This is a genomic window from Clostridium sp. C8-1-8, from assembly GCF_009928445.1.
GTDB lineage: Bacteria > Bacillota > Clostridia > Clostridiales > Clostridiaceae > Clostridium_AR.
In genome coordinates, this window is sequence record NZ_JAABNO010000017.1 from 51081 (window position 1) to 71994 (window position 20914).

Annotated in this window: 18 protein-coding genes; 5 read left to right on the forward strand and 13 right to left on the reverse strand. The window is 32.5% G+C overall.

What is annotated here, in order from left to right:
- From GXK57_RS16495 to GXK57_RS16525, 7 genes are all read right to left on the reverse strand, one after another.
- Window positions 1–1020, reverse strand: a complete 1020-nt coding sequence (locus GXK57_RS16495) for a rod shape-determining protein (RefSeq protein ID WP_160678481.1) — start codon at window positions 1018–1020, stop codon at window positions 1–3.
- A gap of 19 nt (window positions 1021–1039) precedes the next feature.
- The gene (gene radC / locus GXK57_RS16500) at window positions 1040–1726 is read right to left on the reverse strand and encodes a DNA repair protein RadC (RefSeq protein WP_160678483.1); all 687 of its coding nucleotides are present in this window, start codon (window positions 1724–1726) and stop codon (window positions 1040–1042) included.
- Window positions 1727–1866: 140 nt separating this feature from the next.
- The gene (locus GXK57_RS16505) at window positions 1867–2433 is read right to left on the reverse strand and encodes a Maf-like protein (protein ID WP_160678485.1); all 567 of its coding nucleotides are present in this window, start codon (window positions 2431–2433) and stop codon (window positions 1867–1869) included.
- Between the two features lie 11 nt (window positions 2434–2444).
- Window positions 2445–2705, reverse strand: a complete 261-nt coding sequence (locus tag GXK57_RS16510; protein ID WP_128212312.1) for a DUF4321 domain-containing protein — start codon at window positions 2703–2705, stop codon at window positions 2445–2447.
- Window positions 2706–3330: 625 nt separating this feature from the next.
- Entirely contained in the window at window positions 3331–4026 is a 696-nt protein-coding gene (locus GXK57_RS16515) for an SPOR domain-containing protein (RefSeq protein ID WP_160678487.1), read from the reverse strand.
- 246 nt (window positions 4027–4272) lie between these two features.
- Window positions 4273–6054: an ABC transporter ATP-binding protein gene (locus GXK57_RS16520; RefSeq protein ID WP_160678489.1), complete on the reverse strand. Its 1782-nt coding sequence runs from the start codon at window positions 6052–6054 to the stop codon at window positions 4273–4275.
- Complete coding sequence (locus GXK57_RS16525) at window positions 6054–7796, reverse strand: ABC transporter ATP-binding protein (RefSeq protein ID WP_160678491.1); 1743 nt, start codon at window positions 7794–7796, stop codon at window positions 6054–6056. The genes GXK57_RS16520 and GXK57_RS16525 overlap by 1 nt, the downstream gene beginning before the upstream one ends.
- A gap of 188 nt (window positions 7797–7984) precedes the next feature.
- Here GXK57_RS16525 and GXK57_RS16530 point away from each other — a divergent pair, with 188 nt between their 5' ends.
- Entirely contained in the window at window positions 7985–8818 is an 834-nt protein-coding gene (locus GXK57_RS16530) for an AraC family transcriptional regulator (RefSeq protein WP_160678493.1), read from the forward strand.
- 237 nt (window positions 8819–9055) lie between these two features.
- On the opposite strand, the gene GXK57_RS16535 is transcribed toward GXK57_RS16530, so the two are convergent.
- Together GXK57_RS16535 and GXK57_RS16540 are read right to left on the reverse strand one after the other, a co-directional pair.
- A complete protein-coding gene (locus GXK57_RS16535) occupies window positions 9056–9697 on the reverse strand; it encodes a C40 family peptidase (protein WP_160678495.1) in 642 nt (213 codons plus the stop codon).
- A 593-nt stretch (window positions 9698–10290) separates the two neighbouring features.
- Window positions 10291–11748, reverse strand: coding sequence for an aminoacyl-histidine dipeptidase (locus GXK57_RS16540; protein ID WP_160678497.1), 1458 nt, complete (start codon window positions 11746–11748; stop codon window positions 10291–10293).
- 472 nt (window positions 11749–12220) lie between these two features.
- On the opposite strand from GXK57_RS16540, the gene pyk reads away from it, so the two are divergent.
- Window positions 12221–13639 (forward strand): pyruvate kinase, encoded by a 1419-nt coding sequence (pyk, locus tag GXK57_RS16545; protein ID WP_160678499.1) that lies wholly within the window; start codon window positions 12221–12223, stop codon window positions 13637–13639.
- A gap of 276 nt (window positions 13640–13915) precedes the next feature.
- On the opposite strand, the gene GXK57_RS16550 is transcribed toward pyk, so the two are convergent.
- The gene (locus tag GXK57_RS16550) at window positions 13916–14422 is read right to left on the reverse strand and encodes a tetratricopeptide repeat protein (RefSeq protein ID WP_160678501.1); all 507 of its coding nucleotides are present in this window, start codon (window positions 14420–14422) and stop codon (window positions 13916–13918) included.
- 18 nt (window positions 14423–14440) lie between these two features.
- A complete protein-coding gene (gene rpsA / locus GXK57_RS16555) occupies window positions 14441–15607 on the reverse strand; it encodes a 30S ribosomal protein S1 (RefSeq protein WP_160678503.1) in 1167 nt (388 codons plus the stop codon).
- A 467-nt stretch (window positions 15608–16074) separates the two neighbouring features.
- Here rpsA and GXK57_RS16560 point away from each other — a divergent pair, with 467 nt between their 5' ends.
- Genes GXK57_RS16560 through GXK57_RS16570 form a run of 3 tightly spaced genes read left to right on the forward strand, consistent with a single transcriptional unit; the run spans window position 16075 to window position 18060 of the window.
- Window positions 16075–16710, forward strand: a complete 636-nt coding sequence (locus GXK57_RS16560) for a hypothetical protein (RefSeq protein ID WP_202127737.1) — start codon at window positions 16075–16077, stop codon at window positions 16708–16710.
- Window positions 16711–16724: 14 nt separating this feature from the next.
- The gene (locus GXK57_RS16565; RefSeq protein ID WP_160678505.1) at window positions 16725–17375 is read left to right on the forward strand and encodes a PspA/IM30 family protein; all 651 of its coding nucleotides are present in this window, start codon (window positions 16725–16727) and stop codon (window positions 17373–17375) included.
- 25 nt (window positions 17376–17400) lie between these two features.
- A complete protein-coding gene (locus GXK57_RS16570) occupies window positions 17401–18060 on the forward strand; it encodes a DUF1292 domain-containing protein (RefSeq protein WP_160678507.1) in 660 nt (219 codons plus the stop codon).
- Between the two features lie 59 nt (window positions 18061–18119).
- Here GXK57_RS16570 and GXK57_RS16575 read toward each other — a convergent pair whose 3' ends face one another.
- Window positions 18120–18317 carry a cation transporter gene (locus GXK57_RS16575; protein ID WP_160678509.1) on the reverse strand — a complete coding sequence of 66 codons (198 nt, stop codon included), beginning with the start codon at window positions 18315–18317 and terminating at the stop codon, window positions 18120–18122.
- A 150-nt stretch (window positions 18318–18467) separates the two neighbouring features.
- Window positions 18468–20906: a heavy metal translocating P-type ATPase gene (locus GXK57_RS16580; RefSeq protein ID WP_160678511.1), complete on the reverse strand. Its 2439-nt coding sequence runs from the start codon at window positions 20904–20906 to the stop codon at window positions 18468–18470.
- Window positions 20907–20914 lie beyond the last annotated feature (8 nt).

The following is a 20914-nucleotide window of genomic DNA, read 5'->3' on the forward strand; positions in this document are numbered from 1 at the left end:
TTATCCTCTTTGTTGTTTTGATATTATATCAAATTTATCTAGAGCTTTACCAGCTCCTAGAGCCACACAATCAAGAGGAGATTCAGCAATATGTACAGGCATATGAGTTTCATGATTTATTAAAGCATCTAATCCTTTAAGTAGAGCTCCACCACCTGCAAGCATTATACCTTTATCCATTATATCCGCAGCAAGTTCTGGTGGTGTTTTTTCTAGAGTAGTCTTAATTGCTTCTATTATAGCAGAAACTGGTTCTTTCAAAGCTTCTCTTATTTGTGTTTCAGTAACGTCTATTGTTTTTGGAAGACCAGTAATCAAATCTCTACCCTTTATAGGCATTGTCTTTTCTTCATCATCATCATCTCTGAAGGCTGAACCAATCTCCATCTTTATATTTTCCGCTGTTCTTTCACCAATCATAAGGTTATATTCTCTCTTTATGTAGCTTATTATAGCTTGATCTAGCTCATCTCCAGCTACTCTTAGAGATTTTGATGTTACTATACCACCTAATGAAACAACTGCAACTTCAGTAGTACCTCCACCTATATCAACAATCATGCTTCCAGTAGGTTCATCAACTGGAAGACCTGCTCCAATAGCTGCAGCCATAGGCTCTTCCATAAGAACAACTTCTCTTGCTCCAGCTTGTTTAGTTGATTCCTCTATAGCTCTTCTCTCAACCTCTGTAACACCAGATGGAAAACATACTATTATTCTTGGGCTAGTGAAAGCACTTTTATTTGTTATCTTATCAATAAACTTTTTAAGCATTGTTTGTGTAATATCAAAATCTGCTATAACACCATCTTTTAAAGGTCTAATAGCAACTATATTTCCTGGAGTTCTACCAATCATCTGCTTTGCTTCTGATCCAACAGCTAAAGGTTTCTTTGTTAAATTATTTATCGCTACAACTGAAGGTTCTCTTAAAACTATACCTTTTCCCTTTACATATACTAAGGTATTCGCCGTACCTAAATCTATCCCCATATCTTTATTCATTCCAAACAATCCCATGTTTATTCCCCTTTCAGTTTTAGATTATTCCTTGTTCTTTTAAGCTTATAAAATCTTTGCCACCAATAATTATATGGTCAAGCAAGTCTATACCTACAATCTTTCCACATTCCTTTATACGCAATGTTATATTAACATCCTCTTTACTAGGAGTAGGATCTCCCGAAGGATGATTATGACATATTATTATAGAAGCTGCGCTTTTTTTTATAGCCTCTACAAAAATCTCTCTTGGATGCACTATAGATGAATTTAGACTACCTTTAAATACTTCTTTTATTGAAATAATAATATTCTTGGTATTGAGCATCATTAGCATAAGTACTTCTTGTCTCAAACTAGATATTTCATTCATAACAAGCATTGCAGCGCTTTTAGGATCACTTATCTTAAATTCTTCTCCGGACTTAAAACCTTTAAACCGCTTAAAAAGCTCGCATAAAGCCATTATTTGTGCCGCCTTTACTTCCTTTATTCCACTTATCTTCATAAGCTCCGAATGTGAAGTATTTAGAAGGCCATTAATACCGTCAAGTTGCTGAAGAATTCTCATACTAAGTCCAAGTACATTTTCTTTTGAAGTACCAGTTCTAAGTATTAGTGCAAGTAACTCATGATTTGACAACGCGCCTGATCCAAGTCTTATTAATTTTTCTTGAGGCCTTTCACTTTTAGGGATATCAGATATTTTAAGATTTTCGTTCATTAAATAAACTCCTTTTGTAGACGGCTCAATAAATAATCAAAATATTTTTTCTGATAAATCTCACTAAAATATGAAGCTTATCAAATCATTACTTCGACTAAAACGAGGCATCTTAATATCCTTCCCCATGCCCAATTTATTTAATAAATTTCTCTCAAAATGCTCTTTAACTTATTTAGAGGTAAGCCTACCACGTTATAATAGCAGCCATTTATTTTCTCTACGAAAACCCCTCCAAGTCCCTGTATTCCATAAGAACCAGCTTTATCCATAGGTTCCCTTGTATTTATGTACTCATTTATCTCTTCTTTCGACAATATTGAAAACGTAACATCTGTACATACATAATCAGAAATTAACTTACCATTCTCAGTATTTATCACTGTTATTCCAGAATATACTTGATGAGTTCTACCACTTAGAGACTCTAACATCCTAAATGCATCCCCCTCATCTTTAGGTTTGCCTAAAACCTTATATTCTAAACTAACAACTGTATCTGCAGCAATAATTATACTAGGTTTTTTAAGCATTTTTCTTATATATTCAGCCTTTCCTAGAGATAACTCTTTGACATAGTCACCTACATCACCAGTAAAAGAAACAGAATCCTCATCAAAAGAAGATGGTATAACCTCGTACTCTTTAACTAATCTACTGAGAAGTTCTTTTCTTCTATCAGAAGCCGAAGCTAAAATATAGTTCAAATTATCACATCCTAATACTTTTTATATAGTATTATTGCCAAAATAACTCCAAAAATCGACAGAACATTTATTTTTATACTCATACCGATTGTTAAAAGAAATACTTTTAAGTCTAGTGTAACAGGCGTAGGAGTACCAATAGAATAAGAAGTTTTCAGAAATTTTAAGGCTTCAAATTTATCCCCTAATATTTCCCCTATCAAACTTCCTAGAAGTAATCCTAAAAATATAAAAAGTACAAGTATACCAATGTTTTTAGAATTTGATTTCAATGCTACCCCCACCTCGTTTTTACATCTTTTATAGTTTATCATTTAATAAATGTTATAACAAGGGTATTTGATTTTTTTTAATTTTTTTTTATAATATTGGAAATTTACGCAAAAAACCTGTTGTTCATGGTTTATTATCTTATACTTTTTCCCCAATATGGTTAAAAAAATATTAAAATTTCTTATGTAATCGACTTCTTACAGGAAATATTAATTTTATCATTTTAATAAGCTTATTTCTGACAATATTTTATCTTCAAAAATAATTTACTACTCTATATGGGATATAAAAAAGCTGCTGAAGTGCCCCTTCTTCAGCAACTTTTTTTGCGCATCTGCCTTTCCGAATGTATATGAGGAAAATCTGGCAGGCAAATAAGATTTATTTTTTTTACTGTTTACCCTAAATAGCTGTTCCAAACCCTTTATATTGCTAGGTTTAGCTTATAATTTTTTTAATACTTTCCTATACAGTAAAACTATAGCCCCTGAACTGTAAAGTTCAGAGGCTATTTATATATAATATTATAAAACAATTTAACTTGTTAAATTTTATAAAAGAAAACAATATAACAACTTAAGAATTTATTGATAAAATGCACCTTTACGTATACTTAGCTATATACTATTGCTTTTTGAAATTACTCAATGTAGAGAAAATAGTATTATAGCAAGCTTCAACATTATCCTTACTTATTTCCTGAGGTAGATCATTTATATTCTTCTTCATACTTTGAAATATATTGAACGATTGGCTTTTACTGTCCTCTTGAAGGCTGTTTGTCCACTTTTTAAACTCTTCAGTTTTAACACTCTTTGTATCTTTACCTTCTAAAGTACTAATTATTTTTAAATATCCATTAATCATCTCAGCTAATTCTTTTGTACATAAATCTTTCTGACCAATTTCAAAATTAACCTTAAGATTAGTTACGCCTGCAGCGGTAAGATCCTTAGCAACCTTATCCGCATCCTCTGGCTTACCTATTATAACTCCAACTCTAAATTTATCATTATCTTTTATAGTAAAAGCATCATATTTATCCTTTAGTTTATTTTTATTATCATCTGCGTTCTCTTTTTTTGAATAAAATCCGCATTGCACCAGGGAGAAAACAGTAGTTTCACCTTTAGTGCTGTCACTTATTTGTTTAGAGTCATTAACTTTAGAGTTTTGTTGTTCACCTGGAGATTTTGCAAATAAATACTTTGCCAAAGCTGTCCCCAATGTCAACGCTATAACTACTACCACTACTAAAAACACCATTACTTTTCCACCATTCGTCTGTCTCTTATTTAGATCGTATCTTGTGTATTTCATTTCCTTCACCTCGCTAATTTTATCTTATAAATATTAATATTTATAAATACATATATATATTCCTATTTTTCACTGTACATTTTATAAAACCATTTTAGATCCTCCATATTACTAGCTTTAGCTAGGAAAATTTTTTATACTGGCGGTCACAGAAAAAAAGATCACTAAAGTTACTTTCTTCAGCGATCTTTCTTCATATCAAACTTAAAGCTGTACACATTAATATACAATTAGCTCTTTTATATTTTAAACAGCATTAAATATATCAAACTGTGAATTATAAAGTTTGTAATAGGAACCTTTAAGTTTGATTAAATCATCATGAGTTCCATGTTCTAATATAGTGCCGTTATCTATGAACATTATCTGTGAGGAGTTCTTTATAGTAGATAATCTATGAGCTATTATAAATGAAGTTCTTCCCTTTAACAAATTATCTAGACCTTCTTGTAAAAGCATTTCTGTCTTTGTATCTATACTAGAGGTTGCCTCATCTAAAATTAGTATTTTAGGATCTGCAAGCAAGGCTCTAGCAAAGGATATAAGCTGTCTTTGACCAACTGATAGTCTTGTTCCTCTTTCATTCACCTCAGTATTGTATCCATCCTTAAGCTGTGATATAAAGTCATCTGCTCTAACAATCTTAGCAGCATTTATTACTTCTTCATCAGTAGCATCTAACTTACCATACCTTATATTATCCATTATGGTACCTGAAAATATAAAAGAGTCCTGAAGCATAACTCCCATTTGTTTTCTTAAAGACTGCAGTTTTACATTACTTATATTAGTTCCATCTATTAAAACTTGGCCATTCTCTATGTTGTAAAATCTACTTAGAAGATTTACAATTGTTGTCTTACCTGCTCCCGTTGGTCCTACTAATGCTATAGTTTCACCAGCATTTACCTTAAAGTTTATATTTTTAAGTATAGGTTTATCCTCTTCATAAGCAAAGGTTATATTCCTAAATTCTACATTCCCTTTTATTGTTTCCATTTCCGATGCACCTAGAATATCTGTAACCACAGGCTTTTCATCCATAGCTTCAAATATTCTCTCAAGGTAAGCCATAGCTGTAATAATCGAATTATAGAAATTACCTATATTTAAAATTGGATTCCAAAATCTCCACACGTATCCTACAAAAGCAACCAAAATACCAATGGATACTTCTGATGCCAAATAGTAGATACCTGCTATATATATTAATGAAACTGTAAGGGTAGATATTATTTCTACTGATGGCCAAAGTAAAAACTGTATTCTTACAGCTCTTAGCCAAGAAGTTCTATAATTATCACAAACCTCTCTAAATATCCTTAGATTTTCTTCTTCCCTTGCAAAAGACTGAGTCACCTTTATACCATTAATACTTTCATGTATATATGCATTCATGTTTGATTGCTTACTACTCAATATTTGATAAGCCTTTCTTTGAGCTTTCTTAAGTATTAGCACCCAAGCCAATAGAACTGGTATCAAGACTATACTTATTAAAGTTAACTTAACATCTATAGCTATCATAAATCCAATGGCCATAAACAAGCTTAAACTATCAGTTATAAGATTAATAAGTCCATTTGAAAGCAGATCACTTAGTGAATTAATGTAATTGACTACCCTAACAAGTATCTTTCCGTGTGGTCTATTATCATAGTAACTGAAAGGCAGCCTTTGTAAATTCGTAAATAAATCCAGCCTCATTTGCTTTAGTACATTTTGGCCTATCCTAGACATTGACCTTATCCTTAGCTTCATGCACACTCCTGTAACTACAAGTGTGAATAAAAATATTACTGCTAGAATACTTAAGCCTTTCATATCTTTATTGGGTATCTTATCATCCATAGCAATTTTAATAAGGTATGGTCCCATAAGGCTTGCTATATTGGCCAAAAACATAAGAGATACAGTTACTACGATTTCCTTCCTATAAGGTCTCATATATGATAAAAGTCTTTTTAAATGTTGAAAACTAAAGCTGGTTTCAAGCTCTTCATCCACATCAAATTTATTTCTAGCCATTACACAGCCCCCCTTACTGTATCAAAATCTCCAAATTGATTTTGGTATACACTATAATAATACCCTCTCTTCTTTATTAACTCTTCATTAGTTCCTCTTTCAATCACTTTACCCTGCTCTAAAACAAGTATTAAATCTGCATTTTTCACAGAAGAAATCCTATGAGCTATTATGAAATTGGTTCTACTTTTGTAGATAGACCTAAGCTCCTTATGTATCTTTAGTTCAGTTTCCATATCTACACTAGAAGTTGTATCATCTAATATAAGTATAGATGGATTTTTAAGCAGTGCTCTTGCTAGTGCTATTCTTTGCTTCTGTCCGCCAGAAAGTCCTACACCTCTTTCTCCTATTATTGTGTCATAGCCCTCTGGCATGTTAACTATAAAGTCATGAGCTCCTGCAATGTTGGCAACTCTTTCTACCTGTTCAAAACTAGCCTCTGGTCTTCCATAGGCTATATTACCTTCAATAGTATCTGAAAATAAAAATATATCCTGCATAGCCACTGCTACCTTATCCCTGAGTTTTATTACATCCAATTTTCTTATATCAATGCCATCTATTTCAATCTTTCCATCAGTAACATCATAAAACCTGCAGATTAGGTTTACTAAAGTAGATTTGCCTGCTCCAGTAGGTCCAAGTATTCCTATTGTCTGTCCAGCTTTTATTTCAAAGGAAATATCATTTAAAATTTCTTCATTGTCATATTTAAAATGTACATGTTCAAACTTTATATTCCCTCTAATTCCGATTTCCTCATGCTCTTCTCTTTGATTTTTTATCTTAACCTCTTCATTGAGTAGATCTCTAATCTTATAGGTTGAAGCTACATACCTTTCGAAATCATTTATAAGCCAGCCTGCCATACGCATAGGATTGTTTAAAGCCCATATAAATCCATTGAACACAACTAAATCCCCCATTGTCATAGATCCATTTATAACCATTATTCCACCTACAAAAATCATTATCACGGATAACAACCCTGCAAGAGAATCAAGGACAGGAAGATACTTTTCCCATACTCTGGCGGACTTCAGATTTTTCACTTTATAGTCATCATTGACCTTATTGAATTTCTCAATCTCATAATTTTCCTTGGCAAATGCTTTAACTACTCTATTTCCGCTTATATTCTCTTGGACCATTGAATTAAGTCTAGAAAAGCTCTCTCTTATAGCATAAAATGTTGGTCCAACTTCCTTTGTCATCTTAGTAGCCAAAAATCCTATTACTGGAGTTATTAGAATAAGTGCTATGGTCAACTTTACATTTACAGTAAACATCATCATTATCGCAAATATAAATACTGTTAAGTTTTCGAATACATTATATACAACATAAGCCACAAAGTGTCTTATAGCATCAGTATCTCCAGTCATTCTAGCCATAAGATCCCCTGTTCTAGTATTGTTGTAATACTCAAAGTCCATCTTTAAAAGCTTTTTATATAGATCCTCTCTTATCTTGAATATTACATCTTGAGAAACAAACTCAAAAATCATTTGAAATGTATATCTATCTATAGCTTTTAGTGCAGAAACTCCAATCATCATAAGTAGTATAGAAATAAGTATTTTTTTATTTCCACCACTTATTACTTGGTCAACAATCTTACCAGAAAGAAATGGATTAATCATGTTAAGTGCTGATGCAATCAAAACCATAAATAGTGCTACGCTGTATTTCAGCTTATACTTTTTCAAATATCCCCATATCCATTTTAAACTCCCCATTATTTTCTCCCCCTTACTTAGTCTTTCTCTTCATGCCTCTCGACCTAAAGTATTATTATTCTGTTGCTAAATCTACAGATAAATTATTACTTAATTAATTAAAAATATAAATGTAATTTCTTAAACTATTGATGTATATTCTTATACAGGTGTATATTTAAAAGGTAGTAATTTAAGGGGGCTAAGAAATGTGTTATACGGGTATGAGTGCTCAATCTTTTAATCCTCAGATATTATACATTTTTGAGGCAATAAACAAAAATACTCTGTCTACAAAGTATCACAGTCATGATTTTATAGAGATAAGCGTAATTTTAGATGGACCAGTAAAATACATCATAGAGAATGAACAAGTTTTATTAGATAAGGGAGATATACTACTTTTTAATCCAGGCGTATCTCATCAGGAATATGTTTGTAAAGGTTCTCTAGGCCATGAGCTTCATATTGGGATAACTAATTTTAGATTAGAGGGATTTAGGAAAAATTTTATACTAACAAAGAATAACTCTTCAGTTATAAGACTTAAGAATAACGGAGATGAGTTTTTCAAATGCTGCAATGAAATTATCGAGGAGCAAAAAAATAATGCTCTTGGATATGATTTGGTTCTTAAAGCACTAGTTATGAAACTTCTTGTTGTACTTTTACGAGAAACTCACTTTGAAGAAAATTCAAAGCATACAGTAAAGTACTCCTTTGAATCTACAGATAAGCAAAACCTTGTTAAAGCTATAATAGATTTTATGAATGAAAACTACATGAACGATATATCTTTAGATAAGATTGCAAAAAATATGTATTTAAGCCCAGTTTATATATCAAAGATATTTAAAGAAGAGACTGGTGACTCCCCTATAAATTACTTAATACGAAAAAGGTTAGAAAAGGCCAAAGAGCTTCTAGAAGTGGAAGGCTTACCAGTAAAAATAGCCGCAAAAAGTGTAGGCTATGATGACGCATACTATTTTAGCAAGTTATTTAAAAAGTATTATGGCATCTCTCCTTCTAAAGTAAGCTAGATAATTTCTTAAATAATAAAAAAGTCGCTGAAGCTACCTTTCTTTAGCGACTTTTTTTGGCATCTGCCTTTCCAAATTTACATGAAGAAAATCTGGCAGGTTCAATAACTTTATTTTTTTACTGTTTACCCTAAATAGCTATTCTAAAGCCTTGATATTAATAGATTTATCTAGCAAAAAAATTATCCTTTCCTTAACAGTAAAAAATGCTGAAGAGGCTCTCTTCAGCATTTTTTACTATTTCATCAATCTTCTAGCTCCTGCATATCTGCTAGAATAATAAGATTCACTTAAAGAACTGACAGTTACATTCTTTCCTGAAGATGGAGCATGTATGAAATCTCCGCCTCCTATATATATACCAACATGACTTATTGGACCATAAGTATTAAAGAACACCAAGTCTCCTGGACTTAGATTACCTTTGGATACAGAACTTCCCATTGCATACTGAGCACCAGTATAATGAGGTAAGCTAATACCTAGCTTAGCATAGACATATTGCGTAAGTCCAGAACAATCGAACGCTCTTGGTCCAGATGCTCCAAAAACATAAGGTCGTCCCAAATAATTGTAGGCTATGGAAACAGCTCCGCCACCTGAAGATGAAGTACCTCCTCTAGAAACTTTTACACTACTACCAGTAGATTTTCCACTACCACTAGACTTACCATTTTCATTTGACTTTGAGTCACTACTTTCTTCATTCTTTGGTGCTTTAATTGTTTTGTTGTTTGCCTTAAGTTCCGCTGTTTTTACAACAACTCCTTGTTCTGCCTTCGCCGTTGTATCTGCCTTCGCCTCTGTGGATGAGGCTAGTCCAAATGCTAAAGTTGAGCAAAAAAAGCATGCTGCTATAATCTTAAGTCCTTTCCTCATAAATATTCTCCCCTCTCATATTTATCATCCAATAAGTATTTCTAGTTCTATTTCAATGTTAACCTTTTCACGCTTTTATGTAGCTGTATTTGTTACCACTTTGTAACTACCTTTACATTATAGTAAATTTTTATATGGGAGGTCAAGGAATTTTATAAAAAAATTATGAACTATTAGTAAATATTATTATTTTTAGTAATGTTTTATTCCATAATTATCATATTTTTATAGTTTATATTGATATTTTATTAGTTTATTATGGTAGTTTCTTATAATTTCAGAAAATTTTAAAACGTTTTCATCAATGTACTTTGTGAAATTTTTTTCTAGTACCAGTTACTTCTCAACTATATGAACAATCTCATAGAGATATAGCTCCTAAAGTTAAAAACTTACTGTGCTATAGGCATACAACTTCAACTATTAAATTTTTATAAAATACACCTATATTATTAATCCAAAAGGATAGCCGCAAAAAAGTCGCTGAACAAGTTCAGCGACTTTTTTATTTAGGCTATGTTTAAATTCAAAATGTTACTTTAACGGAGCCTTTATTTAACGTATTCAGTCTAATTGAAAACTAAAATATTCTACTACTTTATTTCTTTTAATACGTTAAGTAGATAATCCCATAGATTCTTTACTGAACTTATGCTCATATGTTCATTAGGAGTATGAACATCATATAGATTTGGTCCAAATGAAATCATATCTATATCAGAGCCTAGTCTCTCGGTAAATAATCCACATTCAAGTCCTGCATGAATTGCCAATATTTCAGCATCCTTGCCATTCATCTTCCTATATACATCTTGGCAAATTGTTCTTATCTTTGATTCAGGGTTATACTGCCATTCTGGATAATCAGCAGATGTTGAGAACTGTGCTCCTAAAAGCTCTGCTACTGTTTTAGTTCTTAGTATTATCTCATCTTTCAATGATCCTACAGAACTCCTTGTTGCACTATCATATTCTACTGAAGTGTCATTAGTAGTAACAACGCCTAGGTTAGTTGAACTTTGAACAAGCCCTGGAATATCCATGCTCATAGTGTCTACACCATCTGGCAGTAAGTATAGAAGTTCCACCGCTTTTTTAGTAGTATCTTTAGAAAAGGCCTTTTCAACATCTAGGTCAACTAATTCAAACTCAATTCTAACATCAGCATCTGAAGCCTTAAACTCATTTGCTAATATTTTATTCCATTTATTAACCTTTTCTTTAATAGCTTCTGTTTTCTCACCATCAAAAACTATTAATGAATCATGTTCTCTTGGAATAGCATTATTTTTGGAGCCTCCGTTAGTTGACACCAAGCTAAAGTCTATTTCTGACAAGATATCCTTTAGCACTCTTCCCATTATCTTGTTAGAATTTCCTCTTTCTTTATTTATCTCCATTCCAGAGTGTCCGCCTTTTAGACCTCTGACTCTAATCTCAGCCTTAGCGGCATCACTCTTGACATCTTCCCATTGTATACTTAAAACAGCTTTATTTCTTATTCCTCCCGCACAGCTAACCAAAAGGAATCCTTCTTCTTCTGAATCTAAGTTTAAAAGTATCTTTCCACTAATGTGCTCAGGACTTACATTCATAGCCCCGCCCATTCCTGCTTCTTCGTCAGAAGTTATAAGAACCTCTAGAGGTGGATGTTCTATATCATCTGAGCTTAATATAGCTAAGCCATAGGCAACTGCTATACCATTATCAGCTCCAAGAGTTGTTCCTGTTGCAAATACATTATCCCCTTCTATTCTTAACTTAAGTGTGTCTTTTTCAAAGTCATGTACTGTGCCTTTATTTTTTTCACATACCATGTCCATATGTCCTTGAATTATTACAGTTGGTGCATTTTCATAGCCTTTTGTTCCAGGCTTTTTTATTATTACATTTAAGCTAGCATCTTGAATAACCTCTAGGTTATGACCCTTAGCAAAACTTACAAGATAATCACTGATCTCTTTTTCATTTCCTGATCCTCTTGGAATCTTAGAAATTTCTTCAAAATAATAAAATACTTTACTTGGTTCTAAATGCGATAAAATTCCCATCTTTACTACATCTTCCTTTCATTATTAAAATTCTATGGTAAAATAATACTATATAGCTATAAGATTTTATAAATATAATATAGCATATTAATCCTATAAATACATAAATTTTTAATACCTATATTACATGTAGCCCTAAATTCTTAATATAATACACAGTAATTGCCGTAATAATTAAATCTCTTTTTTTTGGATAAATTATAACTGGACTATTAGCCAATGTATCACTTTTCTTTAATCTATTAATAACTATTTCCTTAGGTCATGCTAGTAGCTTTATAACATAAGCCAGGATATTAAACTTAGAGCAATTCTCATGTTTATTTATTCTTTAGCTTATATATGTATTTTTTTCATTATCAAAAAAATATAATTCTTAAAAGATTTATATAAAGTGTAACTCTTTAACCAGTGAAAAATTCAGAAATATTTGAATTATGATTCAAAAAAATAATAATTGTGAGGTGTTTTTATGCAAAAAACAAAAATGATTTTTACAATTGGCCCTGCTAGCGACAATGAGGAAATCTTAAGGAAATTTATTGAAATAGGCATGAGTGCAGCAAGATTAAACTTCTCTCATGGAACTCACGAAGACCATAAGGTAAAAGTTGATTTGATAAAGAAATTAAGAACAGAGCTTAATTCATCAACAGCTATACTAATGGATATAAAGGGACCTAAGATACGAACTCATAATTTTGCCAATGGTGAAGCCGCTCTTAACGAAGGAGATAAATTCATATTTAAATGTGGTGATGAAATACTTGGTGATGAAACCAAATGTTCTATATCCTACGATATATTATATGAAGATATAAAACCAGGCGGAGTAATTCTTGTAGATGATGGATTGCTAGAATTTAGAGTCGATAAGGTAGAAGGAAAAGATATAATCTGTACTGTTGTAATCGGCGGAACCATGAAGAACCACAAAGGGGTAAATGTTCCTAACGTAGAAATTAAGCTTCCAGCGGTAACAGATAAAGACAAAGAAGATTTAAAATTCGGATGTGAAATGGGTGTTGACTTCGTAGCTGCATCTTTTATAAGAAAGGCCTCCGATGTTACAGAAATAAGATCCTTACTAGATGAGAATGGTGGCTGCGACATAAAGATAATATCTAAGATAGAGAGTCAAGAAGGTGTAAATAACATAGATGCTATTATTGAAGTTTCTGATGGAATTATGGTAGCTAGAGGTGATATGGGTGTTGAAATTCCTATTGAGAAAGTTCCAATAATACAAAAATCTATAATAAGAAAGTGTAATGAAGCAGGTAAGATAGTAATAACTGCAACTCAGATGTTAGATTCAATGATAAGAAATTCAAGACCTACAAGAGCAGAAGCTTGTGATATCTGTAATGCTATATTTGATGGAACAGATGCCATAATGTTGAGTGGTGAAAGTGCATCTGGACACTACCCACTTGAGGCTGCAAGCACTATGTCTAGAATTGCTAAGGAGGCTGAAGCTAATCTAGACTATGAACATCTTATGAGGAGATTAAAAGAGCCTAGTCTTTCAGCTTTTGGAGATGCTATAAGCTACTCCGCAGCTAAGACTGCTCTAAAACTTCCTACTAAAGCTATAGTTGCCGCAACTCAAAGTGGTGCTACAGCTAAACTATTATCTAAATACAGACCTAGTTGTCCAATAATAGCAATAACTCCTAATGAAACTGTAAGAAGACATCTATCTTTAAACTTTGGGGTTATTCCTAAACTTTGTAATGAATTTAGCACTACAGATGAAATCATAAATGAAGCTAAGAATGCTGCAAGAGCAGTTGGAATAGCAACTACCGGTGAAAATATAATGGTTGCTGCTGGTATGCCTACAGCCCACACTGGCGGTACTAATATGCTTAAGATAGAGAAACTATAGTTATATATTTTTCTTATCCTCCCACTTTTAAAGTATTTAAGAAGCTTGCTAGTAGAAGTATGCTGTGTTTTTTACTTCATACTCTAAAAAACTACTTTAAATATGCTGGAATTTGTAAAATCTAATTTTAGAAAATAATTTCTTTGTTTTGAGACAAAAATAACCATGCATAAGTAGGAATATATCCTCTATGCATGGTCATTTTTTAGGAACAAAGTCTTCTATTTATATTAAGATGTTATTTCACCTATTCTTTAGAGCACCTACACAGGATATTTATCCTAGCTTATCCTTTAGAAACTTACTATTAGGGTGATACTTCAAAAGTCTTCCATAGGTTTCCTTAGCCTTATCTGCTTGTTCAGTGTACTCATAGGATTGAGCTAATTTTAGGACTACATCTATATCCTCATCTATTCTTTTATCTGATAAATTATTTATTAAATGAATATATCCTTGATAATCTTCACTTTCATATAGGCACAAAGCCTTTATTATATGTATCTTCAAATTATCCTTGTAATTATATTCCTCACATCTATCTAGACATTGTCTGTAGTCTTTATTAAGGTATAACTGTAGTATCTCTTCAAATTTCTTTACTTCTTCACTTTTATTTTTCTTTATCTGCAAGACTATATATACTGCGTATGCAATCAAAATAATAAATAATGGTGGAGTAGTAAGTGCCAAAACCAAAAGTATAACTCCTATAGTAATCTTAATTCTAAGGTTGCTTTTATCAGATTGAAGATAAAATGGTCTAGAGCTTTTACTTTCCATTACTCCTCCTAATCCTGCTTATAGTTTCTTAAATAAGTCTCCAAAAAGCTCTCCTAAACTTGCACCTTCCTCGCTATCATTGTACTGCAAGTATTCCTTGGATCTTTCAGTAGCTTCTTTAATGCTTAGACTTATCTTATGGTTGTTTTCATCTATAACTATATCTAATACTTTTACTTTTACCATATCATTAATCTTTAATACATCTGATGGTTTTGCAATATTTTCTTCTGTTATTTCCCCAATATGAACAAGACCTTCTACCCCTGGTTCTAATTCTACAAAGGCTCCAAAATTCATAAACTTAACCACTCTTCCTTGAACCACATCATTGATTTTATATTTTGACTTCACATTACTCCATGGATCTGTAGCTACATCCTTAAGTGCCAATGAAATTCTTCCCTTTTTCTGGTCTAATTCTTGTATAAATACTTCTACTTCATCACCAACACTTACTACCTCTGCTGGATCATTTACCCTCTTCCAAGAAAGATCTGAAATATGAATAAGTCCTTCAACACCACCTAAATCAACAAAAGCTCCAAACTTTGCTAGTCTCGCTACTTTTCCTTTTATCTTCTGTCCTACGGTTAATGACTTCCAAAGATTCTCTTTTTTCTTCTCTCTTTCTTGTGTTTCAACAGCTCTTCTAGAAGCAACTACTTTCTTTCTTTCTTCATCAAATTCTATTACTGCAACTTCAACAACACTATTAACACTTTCATTAAAATTGTCTCTCCATTCAAATGCACCTTGAGATCCTGGAATAAATACTCTTATTCCCTTATATCCAGCTATAAAACCGCCTTTAACTTGCTCTTTTATTTTGACGTCGATATTAGCCTTGTTTTCAAAAGCAGTTCTTATATCATCCCAAACTTTTATCTCATCTGCTTTTTTCTTAGATAAAACAACATTACCTTCTCCATCATCAGTACTTATTATCATTACATCTATTTCATCATCTACATTTAATAATTCGCTTAATTCTCCATCAAAATCATCGCCAACTTCACTTCTAGTTATTATACCGTCAGAGAAATAGTTAATGTTTACAAATACTTCATCCTTAGTGACCTTTATTACTTTTCCTCTTACTATTTCCCCTGAATAGATTTTTTTAAAATCATAGCTATCCATCATAGCTCCCATTGACATATCCTGAGTTAATTCTTTTTCCATAATACACACTCCTTAAGATTAATGATATTGGTCATCAATTTATTTATGATACTTATAATTCTACCTAAGTAAAACTTTTTAAACAAGATGTAAACTAGACCAAAATTTACTTTGCCAAATACTGCAAATCAATTATAATTATTATAGTTGACTGTGATATAATCTATTACATCTTCATAAATACAAAAGCTGAAATATAAAATCTAGTGGCAAAAATAGAATTTATTCCAAAACTCATATTAACTTCTATAACTTTATAACTAAAAAGCTTTCAATAACTTCACAATAAGTTATGCAATAACTTATTGATCTAAAGAAAACTAAAGAAACCACAAGATATAGTGAGATATTAAGAGGTTGAATAAAGCAAAATTATTATATGATATCTTTTAAGTCAAAATACGTTATTTTTTATATTGAAATATAGTTAATAATACCATATAATAAAAACATCGCATGGCGATACGGTGGAGGTGGTTATCATAAACCAAAATAAAAAGCGCTTTTTGTTTGGGTTAGTGCTCACACTCATATTTATTTTTTCAAGTTATAGTTTAGATTGTATCAATGCTTTTGGTGGATTAAGCAATAATAAAACTGTTTATGCCGCTGCAATCGGAGGAAAATCCTCTAGCTTCAAATCATCTGGATCATTTAGTTCTTCTAAGTCATCAAGTAGTGGTTTTAAGTCAGGTTCATTCTCAGGTTCAAGCAGTAGCAAATCAAGTTCCAGCAGCAGTTCAAGTTCATCGCCTTCGAAAGCAACAAGTGGTTCTAAGTCATCAAGTAGTGGGTACAAATCAGGTTCCTTTTCAAATTCGAAACCTGACTCAAGCAGTAATTCATCATCATCTGGAAGTAGTTCAAGCTCTAGTGGCTCTTCATCAAGTGGATCATCATCCTACAATGGTGGTTCAAAAAGAACCTATATACCGATACCAATACCTTTTTTCGGTAGAAGTCACTACTCTGGATACAGCAGTCCGTTTTTAGGATACAGTTCTCCTGTCAGCGTGATAGGCAGTGTATTCAAAATATTATTTACAATAATAATAATACTTTTAATCATTCACTTAATAAAAAAATATATGAGAAGAAGATAATAGGAGGAAATATCATGGGAGTTTTATCAAGAATATCAAATATGTTCAAGGCAAAGGTTAATGACACATTAGACAATATGGAGGATCCAATACTACTATTGGACCAAAAAGTAAGAGATATGGAAGAAAACTTAAATAAAGCTAAGCTTTCATCTGCTCAAATATTAGGTAACGTTCATGAAATTGAAAAGAAGATGTCTGCAGCAAAGAAGGAATCTGAAGAATACGATGAGAAAGTTAAACTAGCTCTTGCAAAGAGTAATGAAGACTTAGCTAAGAAAGCCCTTCAGAGAAAACTTGATGCGGATAAGAAATATGAATCCTTAAAAGCAAGTTATAATGATGCTTCTGCAAAAGCAGATCTTATTAAGAAAAACCTTAGAGCTTTAGAAGAGGAAATTCAAAAAACTAGAAGTTACAGAGATGAGGCAGCTGCTAGATATAGTAATGCTGAAGCATCTAAACAAGTTAATGAAATACTTGCAAATGTTCAATCTAAATCAAACTCAATATCTGTAGATGATATCGAAAGAAAGATACAAAGAAAAGAAGCTCTTGCTGAAGGTCTTGGCGACTTAAGAGAAGTAGACTCATTAGATAAAGAATTCGAATCTTTAGATACTACAGACTTAGATGCAGAACTAGCTAAGTACAAAAATTCTTAATACTAGATTATAATAGGTGAATTATATGAACAACGACTTAGAATTTGTAAAATCTGAAAAGGAGGTTTGGGGAAAAGTATATGTAGATATAAGCTATGGACTAGATAACGTGGCCCCATTCCTTTCTGAAAAGACTCTAAAAATAAGAAAATATAATGTTAAAAGAGATGTATTGAAAAAATATATAGAATTACTAAATGCAGCTGAGACAGATAATAAGAGTAGTTCTTTCATAGGCGGACTTTTCAAAGGAAATAAATACGAAGGTTTGCTTACTTCTTTTAAGAAGGATCATCTTGATGATTTTGTTCAATTAAAGAACTGTTCAAGCTGTGCATGCTTAAACTGTGTTAAGGAATGTAGTTTTAATAGCTGTAGAGGTTGTAGAAATAACTCCTTTATAAAAAGCTGTGATCATGAAAAAATAAATGTCACATATCATAAGAACTTTACTCTAGATCTTACTAATAATACTACTGGAAGAAGTACTAAATATAATGTACTTGCTACTCTTCAGGATTGTGAGTTAGATAGACAATATATAATAATTCAGAACGTATTTGATAAGGATGAAAAATTTATATTGTATTACTATCCTGGCATATCTGAGGATAATTACGGTGAAATATCTGATCCAAGTGAATTCGATTTTATCGTAGAGACCTTTGAAGGTGCTGATCTATAAAGTTAATATGTATCGCAAACTAAAAGCTGCCTAGAAAACTAGGCAGCTTTTAGTTTGTATTAAGATATAGATACTACGTCATATCCTTCTTCTTCAATTGCATTCTTTAAGGCTTCGTCAGAAACATTTCCTTCAACGACAGCTGATCCAACTTCAACCTTAAATTTTTCAACTCCTGCTAATGCTGATAAAGCATTTTCAACATGCTTTACGCAATGCATACAAGACATTCCTTCTATTTTTACATTTTTACTCATGTTACATCTCTCCTTTTATATAATAATGTATTTGGGCTGTGTTGAAGTACCTTTTTCAAGTTATTCTCAAACATAGCCTATATTTTAAACCTTGCTAGAAAAGAGTATATATCGCAGCTCCTTCCTAGCAGGCAACTTAAACTAATATAATTAAATTAATGGCTTATAGTTTTTAAGTCTTAAGGCATTTAATAGTACTGAAACAGAGCTAAAGCTCATAGCAAAGGCAGCTAACATGGGATTTAGTAGCGGTCCCCCAAAGGCATATAAGATTCCCATAGCTACTGGTATTCCAAGGGTATTATATCCAAAGGCCCAAAAAAGATTTTGTTTTATATTTCTTATGGTCTTCTTACTAAGATCTATAGCTGTTATAACATCCAGTATATCACTTCTCATCAGCACTATATCAGCTGATTCAATTGCTACATCCGTTCCAGATCCTATTGCTATACCAACATCTGCTGCTGCAAGTGCTGGAGCATCATTGATACCGTCTCCTACCATTGCAACCTTTCTTCCTTCTGCTTGTATATCTTTTACCTTTCTAGATTTATCTTCTGGCATTACCTCTGCCACAACCCTGTCTATACCTACTTCTCTTGCTATTGCTTCCGCAGTATTCTTATTATCTCCAGTAAGCATAACTACTTCTATTCCCATCTTATGCAAAGCCTTTATAGCATTCTTACTATTTTGCTTAACAGTATCTGCAACAGCAACCACTCCTGATACTATTCCATCGACTGACAAATACATAGGAGTTTTTCCTTCTCTTGATAACCTTTCAGCCTTTTCCTCTAATTCTCCTATAAGGATACCTTCATCACTAAAAAGCTTTTTATTTCCTAGAACTATTGTTTTCCCCTCAATAACTACACTTATTCCTTTTCCTGGTATAGCCTTAAAGCTATCTAACTTATTTAATTCAAGCCCCTTATTCTCAGCTTCTGCTACTATAGCCTCACCTAAAGGATGTTCTGAACCTTTTTCTGCAGCTGCTGCATAAGCTAGTAACTGCTCCTCGCTTATATCTACTGCTATTATATCTGTAACCTTAGGCTTACCTTCGGTTATTGTTCCAGTTTTATCAAAGACTACTGTATTAATCTTATAACTTGTTTCTAAAGCTTCTCCACTTTTTATAAGAACTCCGAATTCTGCACCTTTACCTGTACCAACCATTATTGCAGTAGGAGTTGCTAGTCCTAATGCACAAGGGCAAGCTATAACCAGTACTGATATAAAGATTGTAAGTGAAAATATAGTTCCATGTCCAAATATAGCCCAAGTTATACTTGAAATAAGAGCAAGCCCTATAACTACTGGTACAAAATATCCTGATATTATATCCGCCATCTTTGCAATAGGAGCTTTAGATCCTTGGGCATCCTCAACTAATTTTATAATTCTAGAAAGAGCAGTATCCTTACCTACCTTTGTAGCCTTATACTTTATCATTCCATTCTTATTGATACTTGCTCCATATACACTATCACCAATAGTCTTCTCTACTGGTATACTCTCCCCAGTAAGCATTGCTTCATCAATAGATGTAAGACCTTCTATTATAGTTCCATCTACCGGAAGCTTTTCACCTGGTTTAACTACTATAATGTCTCCAACCTCTACTTCATCTATAGCTATTACCTTTTCTTCTTCACCCTTTAAAATAACCGCTGTCTTTGGTGTTAACCCCATAAGCTTCTTAATAGCTTCAGAAGTCTTTCCTTTAGTTATTGCCTCTAAATATTTACCTAAAGTTATTAAAGTAAGGATTGTACCTGCAGATTCAAAATACAAATCCATGGTATATTCCATATTTCCTTGGCTTATCTTATATATTGCGAATAATCCATATAGATATGCTGCCGATGTACCAATGGCTATAAGACTATCCATATTAGGACTAAGTTGTACAAGATTTTTAAAACCTGCTATAAAGAACTTTCTCCCTGTTATTATAACAATAGATGCAAGTATAAGCTGAACCATACCAAAACTAAGAGGGTAGTGATGTGGATCTATAAAGCTAGGAAGTGGCATCCCAAGCATATGTCCCATAGCTATAATCAGTAGTGGTACAGTGAATACTATCGAAACTACGAGTCGCTTCTTCATAGAATCTATTTCTTGCTGTTTTCTATCTCTATGCTCATCCTCTTTTTCCTCTTCTACTGCCTTATAACCAGCTTTTTCAACTGCTTTCTTTACATCAGAAAGTCTTATTATATCTGAATCAAATGCGACAGTTAGCGTCTCAGTTGCTAAGTTTACATCTGCCTTCTCAACTCCATTTACCTTCTTAACAAATCTCTCAACTCTACTTACACAAGCAGCACAAGTCATGCCTTGAACCCTTACTCTTGCATTCTTAATGGTTGAAACTGCCTTATAGCCGGCTTTATCTACTGCTGCCTCGACATCATTTACTGATAATTTTTCTTCTTCAAAAGATACCTTGAGGGTTTCTGTGGCCAAATTAACTAACGCTTCGTTTACTCCCTCTAACTTTGCTACAGCTCTTTCTACTCTTCGTACACAAGCTGCACAAGTCATACCTTCTATTTTTAAGGTTTTAGTAGTCATATTTCCTC

Bases quoted from the DNA above. Each gene is read 5' to 3' on its own strand.
- GXK57_RS16495 (WP_160678481.1), bottom strand. From the start codon at position 1,020: ATGGGATTGTTTGGAATGAATAAAGATATGGGGATAGATTTAGGTACG.
- radC (WP_160678483.1), bottom strand. From the start codon at position 1,726: ATGAACGAAAATCTTAAAATATCTGATATCCCTAAAAGTGAAAGGCCT.
- GXK57_RS16515 (WP_160678487.1), bottom strand. From the start codon at position 4,026: ATGAAATACACAAGATACGATCTAAATAAGAGACAGACGAATGGTGGA.
- GXK57_RS16520 (WP_160678489.1), bottom strand. From the start codon at position 6,054: ATGGCTAGAAATAAATTTGATGTGGATGAAGAGCTTGAAACCAGCTTT.
- GXK57_RS16525 (WP_160678491.1), bottom strand. From the start codon at position 7,796: ATGGGGAGTTTAAAATGGATATGGGGATATTTGAAAAAGTATAAGCTG.
- GXK57_RS16530 (WP_160678493.1), top strand. From the start codon at position 7,985: ATGTGTTATACGGGTATGAGTGCTCAATCTTTTAATCCTCAGATATTA.
- GXK57_RS16535 (WP_160678495.1), bottom strand. From the start codon at position 9,697: ATGAGGAAAGGACTTAAGATTATAGCAGCATGCTTTTTTTGCTCAACT.
- GXK57_RS16540 (WP_160678497.1), bottom strand. From the start codon at position 11,748: ATGGGAATTTTATCGCATTTAGAACCAAGTAAAGTATTTTATTATTTT.
- pyk (WP_160678499.1), top strand. From the start codon at position 12,221: ATGCAAAAAACAAAAATGATTTTTACAATTGGCCCTGCTAGCGACAAT.
- GXK57_RS16550 (WP_160678501.1), bottom strand. From the start codon at position 14,422: ATGGAAAGTAAAAGCTCTAGACCATTTTATCTTCAATCTGATAAAAGC.
- rpsA (WP_160678503.1), bottom strand. From the start codon at position 15,607: ATGGAAAAAGAATTAACTCAGGATATGTCAATGGGAGCTATGATGGAT.
- GXK57_RS16565 (WP_160678505.1), top strand. From the start codon at position 16,725: ATGGGAGTTTTATCAAGAATATCAAATATGTTCAAGGCAAAGGTTAAT.
- GXK57_RS16570 (WP_160678507.1), top strand. From the start codon at position 17,401: ATGAACAACGACTTAGAATTTGTAAAATCTGAAAAGGAGGTTTGGGGA.
- GXK57_RS16575 (WP_160678509.1), bottom strand. From the start codon at position 18,317: ATGAGTAAAAATGTAAAAATAGAAGGAATGTCTTGTATGCATTGCGTA.
- GXK57_RS16580 (WP_160678511.1), bottom strand. From the start codon at position 20,906: ATGACTACTAAAACCTTAAAAATAGAAGGTATGACTTGTGCAGCTTGT.